The organism is Plebeiibacterium marinum (assembly GCF_026013615.1).
Classification (GTDB): domain Bacteria; phylum Bacteroidota; class Bacteroidia; order Bacteroidales; family Marinilabiliaceae; genus Saccharicrinis; species Saccharicrinis marinus_A.
This window is the reverse complement of sequence record NZ_JAPDPI010000014.1, coordinates 1-23,655: the sequence shown is the minus strand read 5'-3', so window position 1 is coordinate 23,655 and position 23,655 is coordinate 1. Positions and strand designations below refer to the sequence as shown.

12 protein-coding genes are annotated in these 23,655 nt (G+C 37.7%); 8 read left to right on the top strand and 4 right to left on the bottom strand.

The features are described 5' to 3' along the window. Positions 1-9 precede the first annotated feature (9 nt). Positions 10-2,034 carry a RagB/SusD family nutrient uptake outer membrane protein gene (locus OM074_RS08315; protein WP_301199001.1) on the top strand — a complete coding sequence of 675 codons (2,025 nt, stop codon included), beginning with the start codon at positions 10-12 and terminating at the stop codon, positions 2,032-2,034. A gap of 420 nt (positions 2,035-2,454) precedes the next feature. Next, positions 2,455-4,098: a glycoside hydrolase family 32 protein gene (locus OM074_RS08310; RefSeq protein ID WP_301199000.1), complete on the top strand. Its 1,644-nt coding sequence runs from the start codon at positions 2,455-2,457 to the stop codon at positions 4,096-4,098. Between the two features lie 507 nt (positions 4,099-4,605). Here OM074_RS08310 and OM074_RS21470 read toward each other — a convergent pair. Together OM074_RS21470 and OM074_RS08305 are read right to left on the bottom strand one after the other, a co-directional pair. Next, complete coding sequence (locus tag OM074_RS21470; RefSeq protein ID WP_363320260.1) at positions 4,606-4,773, bottom strand: GNAT family N-acetyltransferase; 168 nt, start codon at positions 4,771-4,773, stop codon at positions 4,606-4,608. Between the two features lie 55 nt (positions 4,774-4,828). Then, a complete protein-coding gene (locus tag OM074_RS08305; RefSeq protein WP_301198999.1) occupies positions 4,829-5,851 on the bottom strand; it encodes a Fic family protein in 1,023 nt (340 codons plus the stop codon). A 421-nt stretch (positions 5,852-6,272) separates the two neighbouring features. On the opposite strand from OM074_RS08305, the gene OM074_RS08300 reads away from it, so the two are divergent. The 3 genes from OM074_RS08300 (at position 6,273) to OM074_RS08290 (ending at position 12,807) form a co-directional block, all read left to right on the top strand. Next, a complete protein-coding gene (locus tag OM074_RS08300; protein WP_301198998.1) occupies positions 6,273-8,372 on the top strand; it encodes an alpha-L-fucosidase in 2,100 nt (699 codons plus the stop codon). A gap of 171 nt (positions 8,373-8,543) precedes the next feature. Continuing rightward, the gene (locus tag OM074_RS08295; RefSeq protein WP_301198997.1) at positions 8,544-10,952 is read left to right on the top strand and encodes a glycoside hydrolase family 95 protein; all 2,409 of its coding nucleotides are present in this window, start codon (positions 8,544-8,546) and stop codon (positions 10,950-10,952) included. Between the two features lie 22 nt (positions 10,953-10,974). Next, positions 10,975-12,807 (top strand): metallophosphoesterase family protein, encoded by a 1,833-nt coding sequence (locus tag OM074_RS08290; protein WP_301198996.1) that lies wholly within the window; start codon positions 10,975-10,977, stop codon positions 12,805-12,807. A gap of 379 nt (positions 12,808-13,186) precedes the next feature. Here the strand turns inward: OM074_RS08290 and OM074_RS08285 are convergent, their stop codons facing one another. After that, positions 13,187-13,474 (bottom strand): DUF2442 domain-containing protein, encoded by a 288-nt coding sequence (locus tag OM074_RS08285; RefSeq protein ID WP_301198995.1) that lies wholly within the window; start codon positions 13,472-13,474, stop codon positions 13,187-13,189. Positions 13,475-13,693: 219 nt separating this feature from the next. Beyond that, positions 13,694-15,052: an outer membrane beta-barrel protein gene (locus tag OM074_RS08280; RefSeq protein ID WP_301198994.1), complete on the bottom strand. Its 1,359-nt coding sequence runs from the start codon at positions 15,050-15,052 to the stop codon at positions 13,694-13,696. A 1,214-nt stretch (positions 15,053-16,266) separates the two neighbouring features. Here OM074_RS08280 and OM074_RS08275 point away from each other — a divergent pair. The 3 genes from OM074_RS08275 (at position 16,267) to OM074_RS08265 (ending at position 23,517) form a co-directional block, all read left to right on the top strand. Then, the gene (locus OM074_RS08275) at positions 16,267-19,263 is read left to right on the top strand and encodes a SusC/RagA family TonB-linked outer membrane protein (protein ID WP_301198993.1); all 2,997 of its coding nucleotides are present in this window, start codon (positions 16,267-16,269) and stop codon (positions 19,261-19,263) included. 121 nt (positions 19,264-19,384) lie between these two features. Further along, positions 19,385-21,007, top strand: a complete 1,623-nt coding sequence (locus tag OM074_RS08270) for a RagB/SusD family nutrient uptake outer membrane protein (protein ID WP_301198992.1) — start codon at positions 19,385-19,387, stop codon at positions 21,005-21,007. A 191-nt stretch (positions 21,008-21,198) separates the two neighbouring features. After that, complete coding sequence (locus OM074_RS08265; RefSeq protein WP_301198991.1) at positions 21,199-23,517, top strand: GH92 family glycosyl hydrolase; 2,319 nt, start codon at positions 21,199-21,201, stop codon at positions 23,515-23,517. Positions 23,518-23,655 lie beyond the last annotated feature (138 nt).

The window sequence follows — 23,655 nt, the reverse complement described above, 5'->3', positions numbered from 1 at the left end:
AATACAGGTATGAAATATATATATCAAAAAATAAAGCGTAGTATGTTATCAGTACCTGTACTGATAATGATTATTGGCAATGTAATGATGATGAACAGTTGTTCTGAAGAGTTTTTGGAACCAGATCCACTGTCGTTTTATGAACCTACAGCAACGTTTAGTACAGAGTCGGGTTTATTATCAGCATTAGCTATTTGTGACAGGCACCTAAGGATATACTTTACCGCAGATGGAGGAAGAGAAGAAGTTCCTTATATCGGTACAGAGTATAATTTTTCGGACCTGATGGTAGCCGGGTGTACCGATAAAAAGAGAGAAGGGATTGATGATTATGCTCACTTGCTTACTCCCAACAGTGGATTGTTTACAAACGAATTTCCAAACAGTATTCTTTATTTCTGGGATGAAACATATAACGGAATCAAATATGCAAATACAATTATTCAGTTTGTAGACAAGGTGGAAAGTCTGGATGAGGATACAAAAAATGCTTATAAAGGAAGAGCTTATTTTCATAGAGCATTTCGTTATATGGCATTGGTAAATCAATTTGGTGACGTTCCACTTATTACAAAAATTTTAGAGGTTCCTAAACAAAACTACAGAAGTACAAAAAGGGACGCAATTTTGGAAATGATTACTAAGGATATGGAGTTTGCCGTGCAATGGGTTCCTGAGCAAAAGGATATGGAGTTGGTAGGCATGGTGAACAAAGGTGCTTGTAGAATGCTTCTGGCTAAGTGTTATTTGGCAATTGGAGAATATGCTAAAGCACAATCACAAACCGATATCTTAATTAATGAATCAGGATATTCCTTGATGACAGAACCATTTGGAACTTTTAATGATGGAGGAGAACCTCAAACTTTGCCAATTACGCGCAATGTTATCTGGGATTTACATCGTCCGGAAAACAAACTTATCGGAGCAAATACTGAGGTTATAATGGGAATGGCAAACAGTGGTTCGAGTAATGAGTCATTTTTAAGATTTCCTACTTTGCGTATCTTTGGTCCTTTCTGGGCGTCCAGAAATAACTTCTTATCACCTGATGGTAAAAGAATCAATAATTATTCGCGTAACCATCCTGATTATAATCCGCAATATGATTATGCCAGAGCTATTGGCCGTGGTGTCACTACCCATCGACCTTCTTATTGGTCTACTCACGGATTATGGGATATTAACGGAGATGGAACGGAAGATACTCAGGACTTGAGGCACAACAGTGAAGTTGGCAACTGGTGGTTAATGACTAATATGAAGTATAATGACCCATCATCATCCTATTATGGCCAAAATATTATGATGTATGATCCGAATAATGGCAATTTACTATGTGCTGATACGCTTCGCTATTGGTTTGACTATCCTCATTATAAATTATATACTGAAGATAGGGTAAGTGAGGCAGATATGAATTCCAATAATTTTAGAGGGGCAATTAATAGTGGTGATGATGCATCCTGGTATCTTTATAGACTTGCCGAAGCGTATTTGTTAAGAGCAGAAGCAAAATATTACCAAAATGAAAATGACCTTACTATTAAAGATGATCTAAATATTTTAAGACAGAGGGCACAAGCATCTGAATTTTATGAAGGTAGTGTTACAATTGGGGATATTGTAAATGAAAGAGCCCGCGAACTGTACCTGGAGGAATGGCGTAATGTTGAGTTGAGCCGTATATCTCTTTGTTTGGCACGTAGTGGTAAGCCTGATGAGTGGGGTAAAACTTATAGTCTGGATAATTTTGATAAACAAACAGGAACCGATAGGGCTGGAGGTAGTTATTGGTATCAGCGCGTTATTAATTATAATTTTTATAATAATGGACCTATAAGTGTTGCACCTGCAACGTTTAACTTTATGATGGATAAGCGTAATTTATATTGGCCAATACCTCAATCAGCAATTACTGCAAATAATAAAGGGGTACTTAGTCAAAATTTTGGATATGACGGTTATGACCCTTCTGTTCCAAAATGGGAAAATTGGGAAGATGCTGTCGCAGATGAAGATAAAATTGAATAGAAAGAGACATAGAATTTTTGTTCATTGAGGTTTAGGGCTGTCTGAATTTAAATAGTATTTATTTTTCAGACAGCCTTTTTAATTGTATTCCAAAAGGCGATTATAAAAGAGCTTTAGATTTTTAGAAGATATTTTTTTGTTACTAATGTTAAGAGTACAAATAGTAGTGAGTAAATATCCGGATCAGGGTGTATTACCAGTAAGTGGGGTAGTATTATTCGAAGCTTAAAATGTTTAAACGTTTAATCGGTCTGTGGCCTTTGAATGATTTCCTGATGAATAGAATAAGCAAAGTAAGGTTAGTATGCAGAAGAATTATATAGCGTTAGCATGAAGACTAAGGTTCTTCTCAAGTGCCTGAATCGAAATGAGATTTTTCGGACAGGCACTATTTAAAGATTGAGTATAAAGAAACTGAAAATGAAGAAGAGTAAGATTACGTTATTGTTAATGTTGGCAATTACCTCTGTTTTTGCCCAAAAAGTAAAGAAAGAGCTGGTGGTAACCCACCAGTACCTGAACATCCCGGTGGAACATGCCCGGGAAAGGCAACGGATGCATTTGAAGCTGCCGGGGACAGACGACCGCTCCTTTGTGGTCCGCCTGAGCGACGGGGAACCTGATTACTGGGTGTTTACCGATGTGTCGGCCTTTATCGGGAAGACCATCGAACTGGAGTACCCTAAAAAAGTAAAAGGTTGGGACCAGATTTACCAGTCGGATGAAATAAATGGTGCCGATAGCCTGTACAAAGAGAGCAATCGCCCCCAGTTCCACTTTTCAACGCGCCGTGGCTGGATCAACGACCCCAACGGGATGGTATACTATGATGGCGAATACCACCTTTTTTACCAGCACAACCCCTATGAGCGCAACTGGGAAAACATGCACTGGGGCCATGCGGTCAGCAAGGACATGCTGCACTGGAAAGAGCTCCCCGACGCCCTTTACCCCGACAAGATCGGGACGATGTTTTCGGGTACCGCGGTGGTCGACTACCAAAACACCTCAGGTTTTAGAACGGGAAAGGAAGATGTAATTGTAGCAGCCTATACGGCCGACAGCCCCGATACCGAAGTGCAGTGCATCGCCTACAGCAACGACAGGGGCAGGACCTTCAGCAAGTACGAGGGGAACCCGGTTATCGACACCAAGGCCAAATGGGGAACCCGGAACCTGCGCGACCCAAAGCTGTTCTGGCACGGGGAATCAGGCAAATGGGTGATGGTGCTTTTCGAGAAAACGGGGATGTCCTTTTACAACTCCGGCAACTTGAAGGATTGGGAGTTCCAGAGCCATACTCTGGGCTTTTGGGAATGCCCAGAGTTTTTTGAGCTTCCGGTAGACGGCAACCCGGAGGATACCAAATGGGTTTTGTATGGTGCTTCGGGTACCTATATGCTGGGCTCGTTCGATGGGAAAAGGTTTACACCAGAGACCGATAAGCTGCGTTATTTCAGGGGCAAGATGTATGCGGCACAAACGTTCAACAACATCCCCCAAAAGGATGGGCGCCGTATCCAGATAGGCTGGGGACAGATTGAGCAGCATGGCATGCCATTCAACGGCATGATGATGTTCCCGACCGAGTTTAGCCTGCGCACCACAAGGGATGGGGTAAGGCTGTATTCAGAACCTATTGCCGGGATTAAGAAACTGCACAACAAAAGTTACCGGTGGGAAAACCTGAGCCCCGCAGATGCCAATGCCAAACTGAAAGAAGTGGGAGGGGACGTGTTCCGCATAAAGATGAAGGTAAAACTTTTGGACGGCACAGAATTCAGGTTTAAATACAATGGCAACCCGCTGGTGCATTACGATATGAACTGGAACAACCTGAACGGGGCGTTTTACGGTGGCGACCAGATCGACAACTTTACGTTTTATTACGAGATACTGGTAGACAGGACAAGCGTAGAGGTATTTGCCGACAACGGCAAGTTTAGTTTGATATCGCAACTGGAAGGGGCCAAAAACAAGAACGGTTTTGAGTTTGAGGAAAACTGGGGCTCAATCCGGATCGAAGAGCTTGAGGTGCATGAACTGAAATCGATTTGGGAATAGTCAAGGTGTTATCAATTAATAAGAAAATTTTTTACAACAGAAAAGAAGGCTGCCTATGTTATGGGCAGCCTTTTTAGAAGGAATACCATTGAAGCGAATAAAGGAATAGGCAATTCGGTTGGGATTAAGAAAAGCCACAAAGGGAGAAATTTCTAATTGCATGGATTGATAATGGAAGTCATTCACAATTCCGCAAATCCGATATGTATTACCTCCCAGCTCAATTTTATCGTCAAATGGATTTTCAATATTCCGTTCCTCTATAAAGGTTTGGTTTACTACACAATATTCGGCCGCAGATTCAGGGAAGTCCGAACCTTCTTTAAATTTCAGGCCAAGTGTTTCAAATATGTTTCTGTCAAAATAAGCTCTTTAAGATGCCCAATGAACCACCGTGTATAGCTCGTCTGGTGATTATAAAAAGGAAGAGACGGCGGTACAGAGGTGAGAGGTGCTTCGATAGGCTAGTAAACTATCGGGTGCTTATTTCTTTAACAGCTGACTTTTTTATTTCAATTTTAGTCTCATCATTATGTCGGTCTGTTCATCATCTCCGAGTTTGAAGATATGTTTGTCAAAAGCTATGAATCCATTCTTTTCATAAAACCGGATTGCTCTTTGGTTTTGTTCCCAAACTCCCATCCAAACATATTCCACATTTTTTTCATTAGCCAATTTCTTTTAATTTCTCAATATCCTGGATATTTACTTTCCTAATTTTCATCTATTGTCATTTTTTAATAATTTTCCAATGACCTGTTTTGTCACTACCAATTCGTTCTATATATCCGTTCTCTTTGAGTCCCTTTATTTTCCTTTTTGCTGTGCTTAAACTTATTTTCAATTGTTCGCTGATTTCAGATGCTGTAATCTTATTGTTATGTTTAATCAAATTAAATACAGTGTCATTTACAGTGTCATTTTTCGCTTTTACAGTGTCATTGTATTGAATATGCATTTCTCGGTTTTTCAGTACATGGTTTGCGCCCAATAATAAGTTGGATAGAAAAAAAATTAAATAACTTTCTGTTTTATTAATGCCTTTGGATAAATCTTCATAGTTGGCTCGAACAAGTGCATTACGAAAATACCAAGAATTTTCAGCAAACAAATTGTTATTTACCTCTTTAAACCCAAGTTTACGAAGATATTTGATTAAAAAAATGGCTGTTGTACGTGTATTCCCTTCTCCAAAAATGTGAATTTGCCACAAAAAACTGATAAAATGTGCTATGTGTTCTATGATTTCTTGTTGGTTTAAACCTTTATAACTAAACTTTTTTTCTTGTTCAATATCATATTCCAAAGTAGGCTTCAAGCTTTCTGCACTCGCATATAAAACCGTTTCACCATTTAAAATCCACTCACGTTTAGTAATATTATAATCACGGATTTTCCCTGCGTGATTATAAATACCTTGAAATAATCTACGATGGATAGTAAGATATTCAATTGGAGAAAGAGTAAAAGTTTGCTCGCTTAGTATTTCAGTAATCCGCGCCGAAACTTTGTCTGCTTCTTCAGTCCGGTTTTCCGATTCTTTTATTGGATGTTGTTTATAATAATTGTCAATTCGTAGCTTTACCTCATTAATAGAAATGTCACCTTCAATATTTAGCTTGGCTGTTGCTATTAAATAGTCAGAAGGTTTTAGTCCATCAACTTGTTGCAGACCTATAGCTGTTTTCCAGTCTTTAGCTTTTTCAGCTTTGTCCGGTTCTCCTTGCCTTAAATATTCTTCAAAATTATCCATTTCTAAAACTATAATCTTTTATTGAACTATCCCTCTAATTTTGTATGTGTTTCTTATTTTACTTTTTGAAAATTTTATCTATTGATTTTGATGCCACTTGGTGGAAATATTCCACCAAACCCATTAGCTTAATATTATGCAAGATCAATATGCTTTATAACTATTTGATTTAACTTGCATATATCCGTTTTGTATATTTTTGGTTATTAAAAATTCAGTTATTCTTTAGTATTGGTAAATACCATAACAGTGATATTGACACTGTTTTTGTTACGTCCACCAAAGATAATAAATGATTATGAATGAATTTTCATAACTAATGAAAGATAAATCCATTTATATGAATGAATATTTAAGCAGGATTATCTCAGTAGGAAGTACCTTTATCAATCAAGTTTATTTAGATAAAAAGTAAAAAGTTATGTTATTGGTAAAGGTGTTTTTTAAAAGGTATTTGTTTTTGGGGCTTTTCGCCGGATTGCTTTTCATATCCTGTAATCAGGTTAAACCTCCTGAACCTTTGGGTCCGGTTCCGAACGATAATCAGCTCCGTTGGCAGCATATGGAATACTACGCCTTTGTTCACTTTTCATTAAATACCTATACCGATCAATCATGGGGATTTGGCGACGAGGATGTTAATCTGTTCAATCCTGAAAAGCTTGACTGTCGCCAATGGGCGCGTATATGCAAAGAAGCCGGGATGAAAGGGATTATCATAACTGCCAAACACCATTGTGGTTTTTGCCTTTGGCCTTCGGAGTACACTGAATATTCAGTAAAAAATGCCCCTTGGAAAAATGGGAAAGGTGATGTGGTACGTGAGATGGCTGATGCCTGTAAAGAGTATGGCCTGAAATTAGGAGTCTATCTGTCGCCCTGGGACAGGAATCATCCAGACTATGGTAAACCTGAGTATATCACCTATTTCAGAAACCAGCTAAAGGAGCTGCTAACCAATTATGGAGATATATTTGAAGTATGGTTTGATGGAGCCAATGGAGGAGATGGGTATTATGGAGGTGCCAATGAATACCGAAAAATTGACCGCACCACTTATTATGATTGGAAGCCAACCTATAAAATGATCAGGGAACTTCAGCCCAATATTGTAATATGGAATGATGGGGGAGACCGTGGCGATTTACGCTGGGTAGGTACCGAAGCCGGATACGTGGGAGAAACCAATTGGAGTCTGTTAGATAGTACCGGCAAGGTTACAAATGATATGCTACGTTATGGAAAGGAAGATGGCAATGCCTGGGTGGCCGGTGAGGTCAATACTTCCATCCGTCCGGAGTGGTTTTACCATGTCAGCGAAGATTCCAAGGTGAAGACCTTACCTGAATTAATGGATATATATTATAACTCTATCGGTCGTAATGGAACCTTGTTGCTTAATTTCCCAATTATGCCCAATGGGTTGATTCATGAAAAAGATGAAAAGGCAGCTCTTGATTTTGCAAAAGCAGTAAAAGAGGTTTTTGCCCATAACCTTGTAGAAAAGGCAACGGTTTCGGCCACAAATGTACGAGGCAAAAGTAGTCGTTATGATGCTTATAGGGCTATTGATGGAGATAACGAAACCTACTGGACCTTAGATGATGGTGTAACTAAAGCCTCGCTAACGATCAATTTTGGTGAGCCAACTGCAGTTAATCGTTTTATGGTTCAGGAATATATCAAACTGGGGCAAAGGGTAAAGTCGTTTTCAATAGAAGCCCTGGTTGGAGATCAGTGGCAGGAACTGGCGCAGGAAACCACCATAGGTTATAAGCGCATCTTATGTTTTCCAACTGTTGAAACAACAAAACTCAGGTTTAATATCCTTGATTCAAAAGCCTGTCCTGTAATTTCGAATATAGGAGTTTATAATGCCCCGCAAATCCTGACTTCTCCTGCTATAGTACGAGAAAAATCAGGAAATATACAAATCGTTCCTGCAGATCCGGAATCAATTATATATTTTACCACTAATGATGAAGATCCCACAGTAAATTCAACCAGGTATTCCGGTCCAATTCCTCTCAATAAAGGTAAAGTTAATATTAGGGCAATAGCGTATGATCCATCGTCGGGTAAAAGCAGTGCTGTAGCCAGTGAGCAATTTGATATTCCGCGTAAGCTATGGAAAATATTGGGGATTGAAGATGAAAAAGCAGCTGCAATAATTGATGGCGATATAAATACAGCCTGGAAGCACCCGGAAGGTACAAGCATTCCTGCAGATTTAGTAATAGACCTGGGTAGGATGGAAAACTTAGTAGGATTTAAATATCATCCAAACCAGGAGCTTCGTAAACCGGGGATTATTAGCAGGTACCAGTTCTTTGTTTCGCAAAACAATAAAGATTGGAAACTGGTTAGTGAAGGTGAGTTTTCAAATATCAAAAACAACCCTTTATGGCAAACAAAAACATTTAAGCTGCAAAAATCCCGTTACATAAAGCTTAGAGCTTTAAAAAATACAACCGGAAGTAATTATATCGGGTACGGGGAGTTTGATGTGATTACAAAATAGAATTAGTAAAAGTAATTGATAAGATTAATATTCGTTTTGTTTATTTTTATCGGATTATGAAAATCGCATTTTGAAATTTTATTGAAAAAAAAATAATTAAAATATAATCATAAGTATTAAACGCACAGACGGATGTTTATATGCTTTTGTGTTGATGCTAATTTTAAACAGATGAAGAAATACAGTTTTGTACTAATAAGTTTTGTGTTCATGGTATTGTTTAGCAGCTGTACCCAAACACAAGGAAACCATGTTCTTTGGTATGATGAGCCTGCCAATTATTTTGAAGAGGCACTGGTACTAGGTAATGGAAAAATGGGGGCAACCGTGTTTGGCGGGGTACAGTCGGACAAGATTTACCTGAACGATGCCACCCTATGGTCCGGAGAACCTTTTGATCCCAATAACAACCCCGAAGCCTATAAATATGTAGAAAAAGTAAGGGAAGCATTGAGGAACGAAGATTACGCCCTGGCCGATTCCCTGAACCGCTACCTGCAGGGGGAGTACTCACAATCTTTTGCCCCATTAGGTACAATGTATATTGATTTTGCCCACCCTAAAGAAAGCAAAGAATACAAGAGGGAACTGGATATAAATGATGCAGTTTCAAAGGTAAGCTACAGTGTTGATGGAGTTGAATATCAACGGGAATATTTTGTATCGCACCCCGACCAGGTAATGGCCATCAAGCTGAGCAGTAGTAAAAAGAATTCGCTGAACTGTACCGTACGCTTCGAGAGCCTCTTAAAATTCAAAACAAACGTAACGGATGAAATATTAACCGTTAATGGATATGCCCCTTACCATGCAGAACCAGGTTACAGGGGTGATATGCTCAATGCCATCAGGTTTGATGAAAACAGGGGGACACGCTTTACCTCCTTGTTTAAAATAGAACATGAGGATGGAAAAATTACTTCAACCGACAGCACCCTTGTTTTAAGCCATTGTAGTGAAGCCACATTGTATGTTTCCATAGCTACCAGTTTTAATGGTTTTGATAAGGATCCCGTTAAAGAAGGCCTGGAAAACCAATCTGTAGCTGCTGCACAATTAAAAAACAGTATTAACAAGCCTTTTGCTTCCTTAAAACAAAGCCACGTTTCAGATTACCAGTCGCTTTTTAACAGGGTTAGCCTGGATTTGAAAGGTTCTGAAGAAAAAAACATACCTACCGACGAAAGGTTGCTTCAATATGAAAAAGGGGTTGAAGACAAGGGGTTGGAGACGTTATATTTCCAATACGGGAGATACCTGCTGATTTCATCATCGCGCACAAAAGATGTACCCGCCAACCTGCAAGGGATCTGGAACCCGTACATGCGTCCGCCATGGAGCAGCAATTATACGGTAAACATCAATGTGGAAGAAAATTATTGGCTGGCTGAGATTGCCAACCTGTCTGAACTGCACAAACCATTACTGGGCTTTATAAATAATGTATCCAAAACCGGAAGTGTTATTGCAAAAACCTATTATGGTGTAAATGGCTGGACGGTTTGCCAGAATTCCGACATATGGGCGTTGAGCAACCCTGTTGGGGACTTTGGCGGGGGAGACCCAAACTGGGCAAACTGGAACCTGGGCGGGCCATGGTTGGCAACCCACCTTTGGGAACACTATACCTTCAACCAGGATACTGCTTATCTCCGTAATTTTGCTTATGACCTGTTAAAAGGTTCGGTTGACTTTTCGTTGGAATGGATGATTAAAGATAAAGATGGTTATTTGATCACATCACCTTGTACTTCCCCTGAAAACAAATATATCACACCAACAGGCTATCACGGTTCTACCATGTATGGCGGAAGTGCCGACCTGGCCATGATCCGCGAGCTCTTGCTTAATTTCCAGGAGGCATCAAAAGTATTGGATATCCATGGTGACATCCAGGATAGGGTAGATGATGCATTGGCAAATATGCTCCCATACAAAATCGGGGCAAAAGGGAACCTTCAGGAATGGTATTACGATTGGGAAGATGAAGACCCAAGGCACCGTCACCAGTCGCATTTGTTCGGGCTGTACCCGGGGCACCATATTTCGCCAACGGAAACACCAAAACTGGCACAGGCCTGCAAAACAACCCTTGAAATAAAAGGGGACGAGACCACCGGATGGTCAAAGGGCTGGCGCATCAACCTATGGGCAAGGCTAAAGGACGGCAACCGCGCCTATAAGATGTACCGCGAACTGTTGCGTTACGTAAAGCCAGACGCCTTGCACGTTACACGCGAAGACCACCATGGCGGCACCTATCCAAACTTGTTGGATGCCCATCCCCCTTTCCAGATCGACGGTAATTTTGGTGGGGCTGCTGCTGTGATAGAAATGCTGATGCAATCCACCCAAGACCATATTGAGTTATTGCCGGCACTTCCGGATTCGTGGCCAGCGGGAACCATAACAGGCATTTGCGCCAGGGGCGGTTTTGAGGTATCTGTTGAATGGGACGGTATGAAGTTGACTAAAACAGTTGTTAAAGCAAAAACAGCAGGTGCAACAACGCTGGTTTATGGCAACACAAAAAAGGATATTGATCTAAAAGCCGGAGAGCAGATAGAGGTTGTGTGGTAGATAAGATTAAAAAACGCTTATTATGTTGCAAAAATTAAATTCTGTTATTCTGGCGTGTATAATTATTGGTTTCACCATATCCTGCAAGCCACAATATGAAGAAAACAGCACTCAAATAGCATTTCTTGCAGATGTGCATTTGAATGATATTTACGGTGCATTTGAGGATAGTGATTTTAAAGGGGTTCAAAATCCGGGCAATGGACAATATGTACTGGCCCGGACTATGAAAGCCCAGCTTCATTCCACACGGATATTTAACGAAAACTATTTTGCTTTTTTAGCAGCCTTGGATGATATAGTACAAAAGGGTATTAAGCATGTTGTTCTTCCGGGTGATTTTAGCGATGACGGACAACCTTATAACGTCAGGGGATTAAAGCATATTTTAGATCAATATTCAGCCGATTATGGAATCCGCTTTTTTGCCATTACAGGAAATCACGATCCTGTTGGACCATATACTATGGAGGCAGGTAAAACTGATTTTTTAGGAAAGGATGGTAAACCACAGGTTATTATGAGCAAAGCGGGATTGTATCATCAGCAATTTGCAGACGAAAACCCTGTGGTAATAACCAAAGACATTTGCAAATTGGGATATGAAGAGATCGTGAATACCCTTGGGAACAACGGTTTTTTACCCCAAAAATCTTATAAATATTGGGAAACCCCGTTTACCAGTTATACTTATGAAGAGTATGATTATAAAACTGCCATGGAGCAAAGTGGTTTTAACCTTCGTGGTTATACCGTTTCTAAAGATAGTGTAAACCTTCCTGATGTGAGCTATTTGGTTGAGCCTGTTGATGGATTATGGTTGTTGGCTTTAGATGGTAATGTGTATTTGCCATCCAATAATACTGATTATGGTTTTATTAAGGCTGGCGCAAAAAATTCCAGCGAGTATTCAAATATTATCGCACAGAAAAAGCACTTGGTTAACTGGGTAAAAAGAGTTGTAAAGGAAGCCAGGCGGCTGGATAAAACACTAATAACCTTTAGTCATTATCCAATGATTGACTGTTATGATGGGGCTGTTGATGATATGAAAGCTTTATTTGGAAAAGAAAAAATGCAGCTACACAGAGCACCAGATCCTGGTATTGCCGAACTGTTTGCAAAAATGGGACTGAAACTTCATCTGGGAGGGCACATGCATATGAACGATACCGGGATAAAAACATACGATGATGGATCATTTTTGGTGAACATACAGGTGCCTTCTTTGGCAAGTTATCCTGCAGCGTATAAAATATTGACCGTGAAAAGCCATGGTATAATAGAAGTTGAAACGGTACCCCTGGATTCTGTATCGGGCTTTGATGCCCTTTTCCCTCTTTATGAAATGGAATATGGCAATTTGCAAAGTGCAGATAAAGAAGGTCTTTGGAACAAAGAGGTTTTAAGCTCAAAAAACTACGGTGAATTGATGGATTGGCATTTACAGGAATTGGTCCGTTTGCGTTTTTTGGAAAGGGATTGGCCTGAAGAATTCAAGTCCTTTATGCTCAGTTCAAATGATCAGTCATTATTGGCTTTTGCAACAAATGGAAGTGATGTGGATACTTCAAAACCCGTTAACTGGACTGGCTTTGATATGGTTTGCGACTTTTATCGCTTGTTGCATGCAGATATGATGGCTCTGGATAAAATAGGAAAGGATAGGCTGGAGCAGTATAAAACCATAATAGATGCGGAATTAAGCAAAAGTCAGCAAGACCTTGAAAAACTGGATTCAATGCATCTCGACTTTTACAAATTTTCAGCTGTATTTAATCAGTTACTCCACAGCGAACCATCACGCCATTTTTCAATTGATTTATTTACAGCTTGTATTACCCCAAACCCATAAAGAGCATAGCCGTCAGGCTAAGGTTCTATTTTATTATAATGTTATATATTTTAGGCTGAAGATCTTTTGTAAAGGCATTTTGTATATCGTGCTGAAAGCACAACTTATCCTGGCCCCATGCAACGCATGGGGTTATGTAAGGAGGTAATCAACGTCCTGTAGGGACAGCTCATTCATTTTTGAGAACGACATTACAAAAGCCGGTCTTTTAAATATGAGTATCTGATTTTCCTAAAAGAATATGACATTGAGTGTAATGAAGAGTATTTATGGATATTAATTATTAACCTGACGGCTATGCCCTAAAGTGGCTTCTGATTTACAGCTTTATTATCATGTGCTGTACATGTTTTGGTTCCGGGAAGAGGAAAAGTCCCCTTTAGGATATCTGTCCTTTATATAAATCAGAAAGAGGAAAAATCAGGTCATAATCACTCCAATTTAGATTCCCATCAGTCAATGAGAAATTCGAAAATTTATTTTCATCCAAATACTTCTTAATCGACGGATGAAGAGATTTTGACAAAAATGGTTTAAAATCAACTAATCTCTCATAGCCATCATTAAATTTTATGCGAATTGCATAATCAGATAAATATTTTGCAGAATCAATTTTTAACTGATTAAATCCAGATTCTAAGTCCTTATAGTCAACAAATATTCTCATTTTAATCTTTTTGTAATTCTTTCAAATTCAACATCTTTATGATAAACAAAATAACTACTACAAATTTACAAAATCTGTGTCTGAACAGGAAATCATTATTTGCTAAGTGTCTCACTCCATGAACCACAACGGTACAGCTAAGGCCTTTGTTGCTTCTTTCTAAATAGTGTTGGCAAGAAAACTGCTGAAATTTTTGTTAGCTGATGTTATGCGCTTTTATTAATAAGTATCTCTTCCAAAAAATTTAATTGTCATTCTAACATAGAATCCTCGGTTATACATTGTTTCATTTGCAACATTACTTATATTATTCAGTCCAATTTTGTAACCGGCAAAAAAATCCATATTTCCAATCGGCGTTATCGTTAAACCTGGTGTTATTCCATAATCCCACTTTTTAAGCTGGTCGGCATTCTTTCCAAATTTTATTCTTTCATTCGTAATTTTATTCTTAGCCGCTAAACCATATGAAACATACGGAGCCAAACTTGCTTTCAAATTAAAACCACCACTATAAAATTTATAATTTAGCTGAACGGGCATTTCCAGATAATTTATCCTAAAATTCTCTGATACTTCTGAATTTCTTCCTCCTTGAGATGAGAACAATAGTCCGGGTTGAAGAGAAAAATTACTTCCCTTCTTATTATAGTAAAAGTTCAACCCAAAATCATACCCAACTTTATAAGAACTATATGAATCTGCGGTCGACTTAATATTAGTCACATTTATTAATCCCAAATTTAAAAGTATTCTCCAATTCGTTTTTGATAAGTCCTTGTCAAAAGTGGGTATTGGTCTTTTTCGTAATTCATTAGCACTAAAATCATAATTTGTCTGTCTTATCTGTTTTAGACTTACTAATTTTTCAGGAAGTTTACAATACTGCTTAAGAAATTTCAAGCAAGCTTCATCATCTGGCCCTATCCCTTCCCTCCCCCAACCACCGCTATGCTTAGCAATTATTCTCTCATCAGGAGTAATTACAATAAAATTAGGAACTCCTGGACCAGAACCATATAATCTTTTTAACTTCATTCCCGGCTTTGATAGTATATCACAAATAACTAATGTATAATTTTCTTTGAGGAATCGGCTTATTTCATTGTCAACTACAAATAGTTTCTTGTAATACCTGCATGGTCCGCAATAACTAGCTGTAAAAAACAATAAAATAGGTTTACCTTTTTCTTTTGCTTCTGATAAAGCTAATCTATATGAATTTTGCGCATACTGAGCATAAATAGCCACCTCACTTAACTTATAATAATCTTGCTCAAGACTAATGGTATCATTATTTTTAAGATCACTGTAAGCTATGGTTTTATTCTTATAGTTAAGGTGCATAAAAACAATACTGTCATTAAGAACCAAAGTGTCTTCAGAAAAGGTTAAAGTAAAATCTCCATTTATATCCGTAATGCAACCAATATTATTTGCCTTAAAACAAATATTTGCTAATTGTATTGGTTGATTTTTGTTATCAATTAATTTTCCTGAAAAAGAATTCTGTGAGTATATGCTATTGGTTAATAAAATGAATGTAAAGTAGAAAAGTAATCTTTTGTAATTGTTCATAGTTTATTCTGTGTTAAATTGCGCATAGCAAATCGCTAAAGCGACTCAATATTTATTATATAATCCCAAAACATCTCGTTATGCAAGTAATTCTATCGCATAGCGAGAATGGTTGAAATTTTCCTTTTGTTTAATCGTTGTAAAAACGAAACCTAAACTACTAAAAGTTGGTTTGAATCCAAGCGTTAGTTATAAATATATTGACAAATGAAGGGCATTAAATTCACTGGCATTCTCACTTTTTAACCATTATTTGCCCAATCGGATATAAGCGGATGCCCTTTTTATTCATCAAAATGTTATATTTTGCATGAGGATCGGTCTTGTGAAGCATTAAAAACATACAGTTCTATTAACAATCGACCTTTTAAATCATCAAAATCATATACAGCCATTTAAAATCGATGTATCAAATGATTAATTCCTTATAGTTCAATTAACAATGTGCTATTTAAACCAAAAAAAACGTATGTTTCTTGTGAAAATGCATGTTTTTGACGAAAAAAATCGAGTCTCGCTATTGAAAATCGCCCCAAATAACCGTTTTTATGCAAAAATAGCCTTGGGTAACATCATTTTTTTCCATTTATAGGGTATATATCAAATGATATAAACCATTCTGATGGTTTTTTTACTCTAATTTCCCATGACGAAGCTATTTATAATGGTCAAAATGATACATTTCCATTGGCGAGATCCTTTTTATCTGTTAAAAAGCAGTATTTCTATTTAATATGGATGATTTTAACGGTCAAAATGAAGCATTTTCATTGACGAGATTCATTTTTAACAGTCAAAACCATGTATTTTATAGGGAGTCAGAGGGTGTGTGGAGGGAAGTAATGGAGTTTCCTTGCAAGAACTAAATAGAAGTTACGCCATACGGTGCAATATCGTAAAGTCCATAAGATTTGAGTTTAGTATTATACGCATCGTAAATAATCTTGCTACCTGATACCTGCTACTTGAATCTTTAATTAACCTAAATAAACCTTCAATAGTTAAAAAGTATTTCAAAATGCGGGTTAATAAGAAAGTTGCCACCTGTACATATCATTCAAAAGCATGTACTGTGAAGTCATAAAAGGCATAAAATCAGTATTTTTTTGATGTTGAATGTAATGTCTAGGTGATTGAATGATTAATCATGGTTAAAAAATGTTACAGAATGTAAATTTGGGCTTTAGAATTATTTGAAATTAAATAAAAAGTTTATGAAACAATTCACTTTAAAATTAGTAATGTTAGCCTTAATATTAGGTTATTCATTAAATACCTGGGCGCAAAATATAGAGCTCTCCGGTAAAGTGCTAGATGACCAGGGGAATACCATGCCAGGTGTTTCTGTTGTTGTAAAAGGAACTACAAATGGTACAATTACCGATATCGATGGTAATTTTATACTAAGTGTATCACCCGATGCCAAAACATTACTTTTTTCTTTTATTGGTTTTGAAACTCAGGAAGTAACCATTGATGCAACTAATACCAAAATTAAGGTAAAGTTACTATCAAGTATGATTGGTTTGGATGAGGTTGTTGCGGTAGGTTATGGAAAAATGACACGCAAGGATGTTACCAGTTCAATTACCACAATTAAAGCAAAGGATTTAAATTCTGGAGTATATACAGAGCCTTCTCAATTACTACAAGGAAAGGTTCCTGGTTTAACAATTACTCAGACTTCTGACCCTAACGGAAGTTCATCTATCACTTTACGTGGAGCTTCAACATTGCGTACAGGTAGTGCTCAAGAACCTTATTATGTTGTTGATGGTGTTCCCGGAGTGTCATTATCATTAATTGCACCGGAGGATATTGAGAGCATTGATGTGCTTCGTGATGCTTCTGCAACTGCAATTTATGGTTCTAAAGCAGCTAACGGTGTTATTATTGTTACAACTAAGAAAGGCAATAAAGAAGGAAAAACGAATGTAAGCTATAGTACTTATGTTGCTGTTGATAATGTATTAAAGAATTTAGATATGATGTCAGCAAGTGAACTTCGTTCATATGCATCTGCTAATGGAATTACTCTTCCAAATGATGAAGGCGGAGACACAGATTGGCAGGAAGAAGTTCAGCGTACAGGTTTGAGTCAGAGTCATAATATTTCTATTAATGGAGGTGATGACAAGACGAGTTATAGTGCTAGTATTAATTATTTGAACAAACAGGGGGTAATTAAGGAAACAGAAAAGAATCAGCTTGTGGCAAGGTCTTTTTTACAGACTAAAACACTGAATGACCGTTTAACATTGTCATTTAATCTTAACGGGAATATTACTAATAATAATAATGTTCCTATGGGTTCTAATGGAACTAGTGTATTGGATGCAATGAATTATTATTCACCATTGGCTCCTGTAAAAGCTGATAATGGTGATTGGTACTCAGATTACAGTATATCTCAGAACTATAATCCAATGTCAATGGTGAAGGAGGATGAATACGATACTGAGAGTAAGCGTTTGCAAGGTACAGCTAAAGCATCGTTAGAAATTGTTGATGGATTATTATACAACCTAAGCCTTTCTTATCAAAACGAACAATATATTTTTAGTAATTATAACAGCTCAGATTCTCAAATTTATTCTTCTCAAAATGGTCAGGCGAGTCGTACTTCTGTAGAGAATAAGAAAACTGTATTTGAAACTTACCTTAATTATGATAAGACTTTTAATGATGTACACAAGCTTGGATTAATGGCAGGTTACTCATGGGAACAGTCTGATAATAACGATGGATTTGGTCTTACAGTTTATAACTTTTACAATGATGACCTGGGATATTATAATCTGGGTTATGCCAACAGAATGGATATGTCTGGCATTAATAGCGGATACAAGCTTTCTTCCTTGAGAATGATCTCTTTTTATGGTCGTTTAAATTATAGTTATAATAGCAAATACCTGTTTCAGGCCACAATGCGTAGAGATGGTAGTTCTGCTTTTGGTGAAAATAATCAATGGGCAACTTTCCCATCTGTATCAGCATCATGGCGTTTGAGTGAGGAAGGTTTTATCAAGAATATGAATGTTTTTGATGATTTGAAATTCCGTATTGGTTATGGTGTTAGTGGTAATTCATTAGGTTTTGATGCCTTTACTGCTACTCAAACTTATGGTGCTTCAGGTTGGTTTGATTATACAGATGAAACAGGAAGTACTTCAGAGTATCGTACTTTAGCAGCTACAAGTAATGCAAATCCTGATTTAAAATGGGAGCGTACAAGTATGTTTAATGTTGGTTTTGACTTTGGATTCTTAAAAAATCGAGTAACAGGTACTTTAGAATACTATAACAAAACAACGGATGACTTGATTTACAGTTATGCAGTATCTACTAACCGTTACCCATATGGAAGTATGCTTGCTAATGTTGGTGAGATAAATAACAAAGGTATAGAGTTATCATTAAATATAATTCCGGTTCAAACAGAAAATCTTCGATGGGAAACTTCTTTGAATCTTTCTCACAACAAAAACGAAGTGGTAAGTCTTTCGAACCAGACCTATTCTGTAGATTATATCAATGCTGGAAATCCTAATATAAGCGGTTTTTCAACAGCTAATATTCAGCGTATTGTGGAAGGTGAAGCAATTGGAACATTCTATATGTGGGAATGGGCTGGATATAATGATAGCGGAGAGTCTCAGTTTTATGTACATGATGTAGAGACAGGAGAACGCACAGGGGAACTTACTACTGATCCTCAGGATACTGACCGCACTAAAGTTGGTTGTGCTCAACCTAAGTTTACTTATGGATGGAACAATACTTTATCGTATAAAAAATGGGCTCTTACTGCGTTCTTCCAGGGGGTATTAGGTGGTGATGTTATGAATTCAACCCGTGCTCAATATAATACAGTTTCTTTAGTTGGTGATGGTAAAAATGTGTTGAGTGAAGTTGCAACTAATCAGTTGTATACTGACGATAAAGCACAGGCTCCATCTGATAGATATTTGGAAAAAGGTAATTATTTACGTTTATCAACATTGTCGTTGAGTTACAACTTTGGTAGTATTAAAGATTATATTAAAGGATTAAGGGTTTATGCTACATGTAACAACTTAATGACAATTACAAATTATAAAGGTCTTGACCCTGAAGTGTCTTTAGGTGGTCTTACTCCCGGTATTGATAGCCGTGAATACTTTTATCCACGTACCCGCACCTTTATGCTAGGGCTAAATATTAACTTCTAATATTAATTTCCTATGAAGCTAGCCTTGAGATATTTAGTTTCGTTAATCTATGATTCTCATATAATGAATCTTAATAATACAGGCGAGTCTTATGTGGTAATGATAATTAAAATTTAAGCAAATGAAAAAATTAAATATAAAACTTTTGATTCCAGCTGCATTATTAGCAATAGCTACTAATAGTTGTACCGATCTGGATGTAGATATAGAATCTCAGTATACATCTTATCCAAATTCAGAGATTGCAGTTGCGGCTAAAACTTCTGATGTTTATTATGTTTTCAGAGGTCAGTTAGGTCGTCGTTTTAATGAGGCCATGACACTGTCGTCGGATGAGTGTATGGGAGTAAGTTATGATGGAAGTTATTACGATAATGGTAATTACGCCCACCCAAGCTTGCATGATTTTTCAGCAGATGATCCTTGTTTAGGATATTGGTCTGATTTATCGAGTGGTATTACCAAATGTAATCAGGTTATAGTGGATCTGGGAGGAGAAGAAGAAGCAATTACTGCTCCTATCAGGGCCGCACGTGCCTATTATCATTTTGTTTTAATGGACGGTTATGGAGATGTTCCTATTTTGGATCACATATTGGATGATGATGAGGTGTTAACGCGTAGTGATAGGGCAGATGTTGCTAAATGGATTGAAGAAGAATTATTAGCTATCCGTGACGATATGCCAACTGATGTAGATGTATCTACTTATGGTACGCCTACTTATTGGATGGTTGATGCACTTTTGGCAAAGTTGTATATCAACTGGAATGTATATACGCAGGATGTTACAAGTTCAAGTTGGTCTGCATCATCAACAAATGAGAAATTAAATGATTGTGTAGCAGTATGTGACGAGATCATACAATCCGGTCTTTTCAATTTGAGTGATGATTACCTTGAGAAGTTTTATCCTACTAATGGTTCTCATATAAAAGATTTTATTTACGCAATGCCTTTTACAGCAGCCAATTCAGACGGTAATGTTATTGCTCGTTTTAATGGATGGCGTAAAGGAGGTAATGATGGAGAAGGTGGAAATGGCCTTTATGGAACCGTAGTATCAAAATCATTTGCCGGTAATTTTGCTGTCAATCCAGAATTTGCTGATTTATTTACTCTTGATGGAGACCGTAGAAACGATGCATTATTTAAAGATGCATTATATCAGTATGATCCTGCAACTTACCAGGTAACATCAACTCCGTTTACTTATAATGGAACACAGGTTGTTTTAACTAAAGATATTACTCTTGCATCTGTGGATGCTAATTTGAATGTGGGTAATAATGCAACTGGCTGGTCTCAGGGGTATAGATTTAATAAGTTTGCAATGGATCCTTCAGATTACGATACTTATGGTCGTTGCCAGGATAATGATGTGCCGATTTTCCGTTATGCAGATATTTTACTGACTAAGTGTGAAGCAATTCTTAGAGGTGCTACTGCTACAAATGGAGAAACAGCTATGAGTTTGTTTAATCAAATACGTTCGTATGTTGATGCTCCTGCAATTAGCTCAACTCCTACTTTGGACGAACTGTTAGATGAGCGTGGTCGTGAATTCTTTGGTGAGAACTGGAGGCGCAATGATTTAATACGTTTTGGTAATTTTGAGGATGACTGGGGCTTTAAAAATACAATAAATCCCAATGCTGCTACAGACTATACAAAACGCTTATTTCCTGTTCCAACAGGTATTTTGAATGAAAATACCAATTGGTCTCAAAATGATGGATATTAATTACGTAGGAACTGGTATTTTGCAAATGCATAATAGTATGGCTATTGACAATAGCCATGGTAGCATTGTTCAAAATCCTGATTATAATTAATTACATTAAATAATGGAGATAGCCCTTGGGGTTAATGACTTAAGGGTTATCTCCTTTCTTCTAACAGTGTCGTATACATTCAACAAAATTTTCCTTTAGGATGAACATTAAATCTTTTCTACAATTATTGTATTGTTTTCTTGTCGGCTCGTTGTGTTTGATTAATGGTTGTAAAAAAGCCGATAGTTCTGGTCAGCCTTATGTTAAAATGGTTGTCCCAACTCTTGATGCTGCTAATTCGAGGTGGTTTTTCTTTACCTCAGCTTCACGGCCTTTTGGTATGGTAAACCTTAGTCCGGATACAGAAGTAAGTGGTGCCTGGGGTAGTGGATACAGATATAATACAGATACCGTAAAAGGTTTTAGTCATGTTCATGCCTGGCAATTGGCAGGGCCATCTATCATGCCAATAAATCCTGAAGTAATAGGTCAAGATCAACTATTCCAGGATTACTCTTCAAGCTTTAGCCATCAAACCGAAGAAATATTTCCGGGATACCATCAGCTATTTTTAGACAGGTATCAAATCAAAGCCGAGTTAACCTCTACAAAAAGGGTGGGGTTTCACCGATATACCAATGGTGAAAATACTGCTTTACTATTTAATTTAAACGGACAACAGGGACCAAGCTTCATGAGCAATGGGGTTGTTCTGCAATCAGAAAAATCAGATCTGATTACAGGTCAGGTCATCAATCAACCAACCTTTCGCCGACCAAAACCATGTACTGTATATTTTGCAGCAAAATTTAATGTTCCGGTCAAAAAACTGGATAAAGATCCGGCTACCGGTAATTATATCGTTTATTTTGAAAACAATAAGGCTAAGCCATTAATGGTAAAATTAGCCATATCATATACTTCTGTTGAGAATGCTCAAATTAATATGAAAGAAGAATTGCCTGGCTGGAATTTTGACCAGGTAGTTAAGGATTCAGAAAAAGAATGGGATGATTTACTTTCCAGAATAGAAGTTGAAGGTGGAACCACTGAACAACAAAAAAGGTTTTATACAGACTTGTGGCATGCCTTACAAGGTCGTAGAACTATAAGTGATGTTAATGGCGCATACCCTGACAATACCGGAGATGAATTCAGGATAGGACAACTTCCGGTTGATGATAAGGGGAAACCGTTGTTTAACCATTATAACTCCGATTCATTCTGGGGTGCTCAGTGGACAATCAATACACTGTGGGGATTGGTTTATCCTGATATTATGGAAGAGTTTGTGCATTCGTTAATGCAATATTATAAAGATGGTGGGCTAATACCAAGAGGACCATCCGGCGGTAATTATACCTATGTAATGACTGGGGCATCATCCAATCCATTTATTATTAGTGCCATTCAAAAAGGTATTATAAAAGATGATTTAGAAGATATTTATCAGGCGCTGAAAAAAAATCAAATGCCCGGTGGCATCATGGATAAAATTGGGTATGAACACAATACGAGTATCGGGGGTGGATTATCGTATTATATAGATAATGGCTATGTTCCTTACCCACTTTCTGATGTAATCTATGGTTCGCATCAGGATGGTGTTAGCCAAACATTAGAGTATGCCTATCAGGATTGGTCATTGGCTCAGTTGGCCAAAAGGCTTGGCCATGATGAGGATGCTGAGTATTTCTTAAAACGAAGCGAAAACTATAAAAATGTATTTGACACAGTAAGCGGTTGGATGCGACCTAAAAATAAAGAGGGTATATGGAAAACTGATTATGATCCATATTTAATTGAGAATGGTTTTATTGAGGCCAATGGAGCTCAAAATACATGGTTTGTCCCTCACGATTTAATTGGTTTGAGTAACTTAATGGGAGGCGATGATGCAGCTTCTGATAAGTTAAATAAAGCTTTTACCGAAGCTGAAAAACTAGGGTTTACAGCAGGTACTTCACATTCAAGGGAAACCCATCCTGAGTATAGCCGCATTCCAATTAATTATGGCAACCAGCCATCCATGCAAACGGCTTATATCTTTAACCATTTCAATAAGCCGTGGTTAACCCAGTACTGGTCGCGTAAAGTGGTTAAAGATGTTTACGAAGGACTTAGTACCCAAAGAGGATATAATGGAGATGAAGACCAGGGGCTTATGGGTTCATTATCTGTGTTGATGAAAATGGGGCTATTTTCAATGAAGGGTGGATGTTCAATAGAACCCCAAATTGAAGTTGGTAGTCCGGCTTTTGATCGAATAACCATTAAGTTGCATCCCGACTATTTTAAAGGGGAAAGCTTTACTATTGAAGCCAAAAATAATTCAGCCGAAAATGTATTTATTCAATCGGCAAGCTGGAATGGAAAAGAACTTGGCAGCTGGAGTGTTCCGCAAAACGAATTGGTTAAAGGAGGAACTGTGATTTTAGAAATGGCAAATAAACCCAATGAGCAATGGGGAACTAAATAATTAGTGCTTGCAATAAAACTCGATTTTATACCAACCGGACAGTGCGAGAGGTCTTCAAAGGGGCACTTGAGGCGGTTGTGAGTCGGCCGGAATTGAAGGCCGGTGTGGGATGAAGGAATCTCTTGCTCTAGAGCTTTT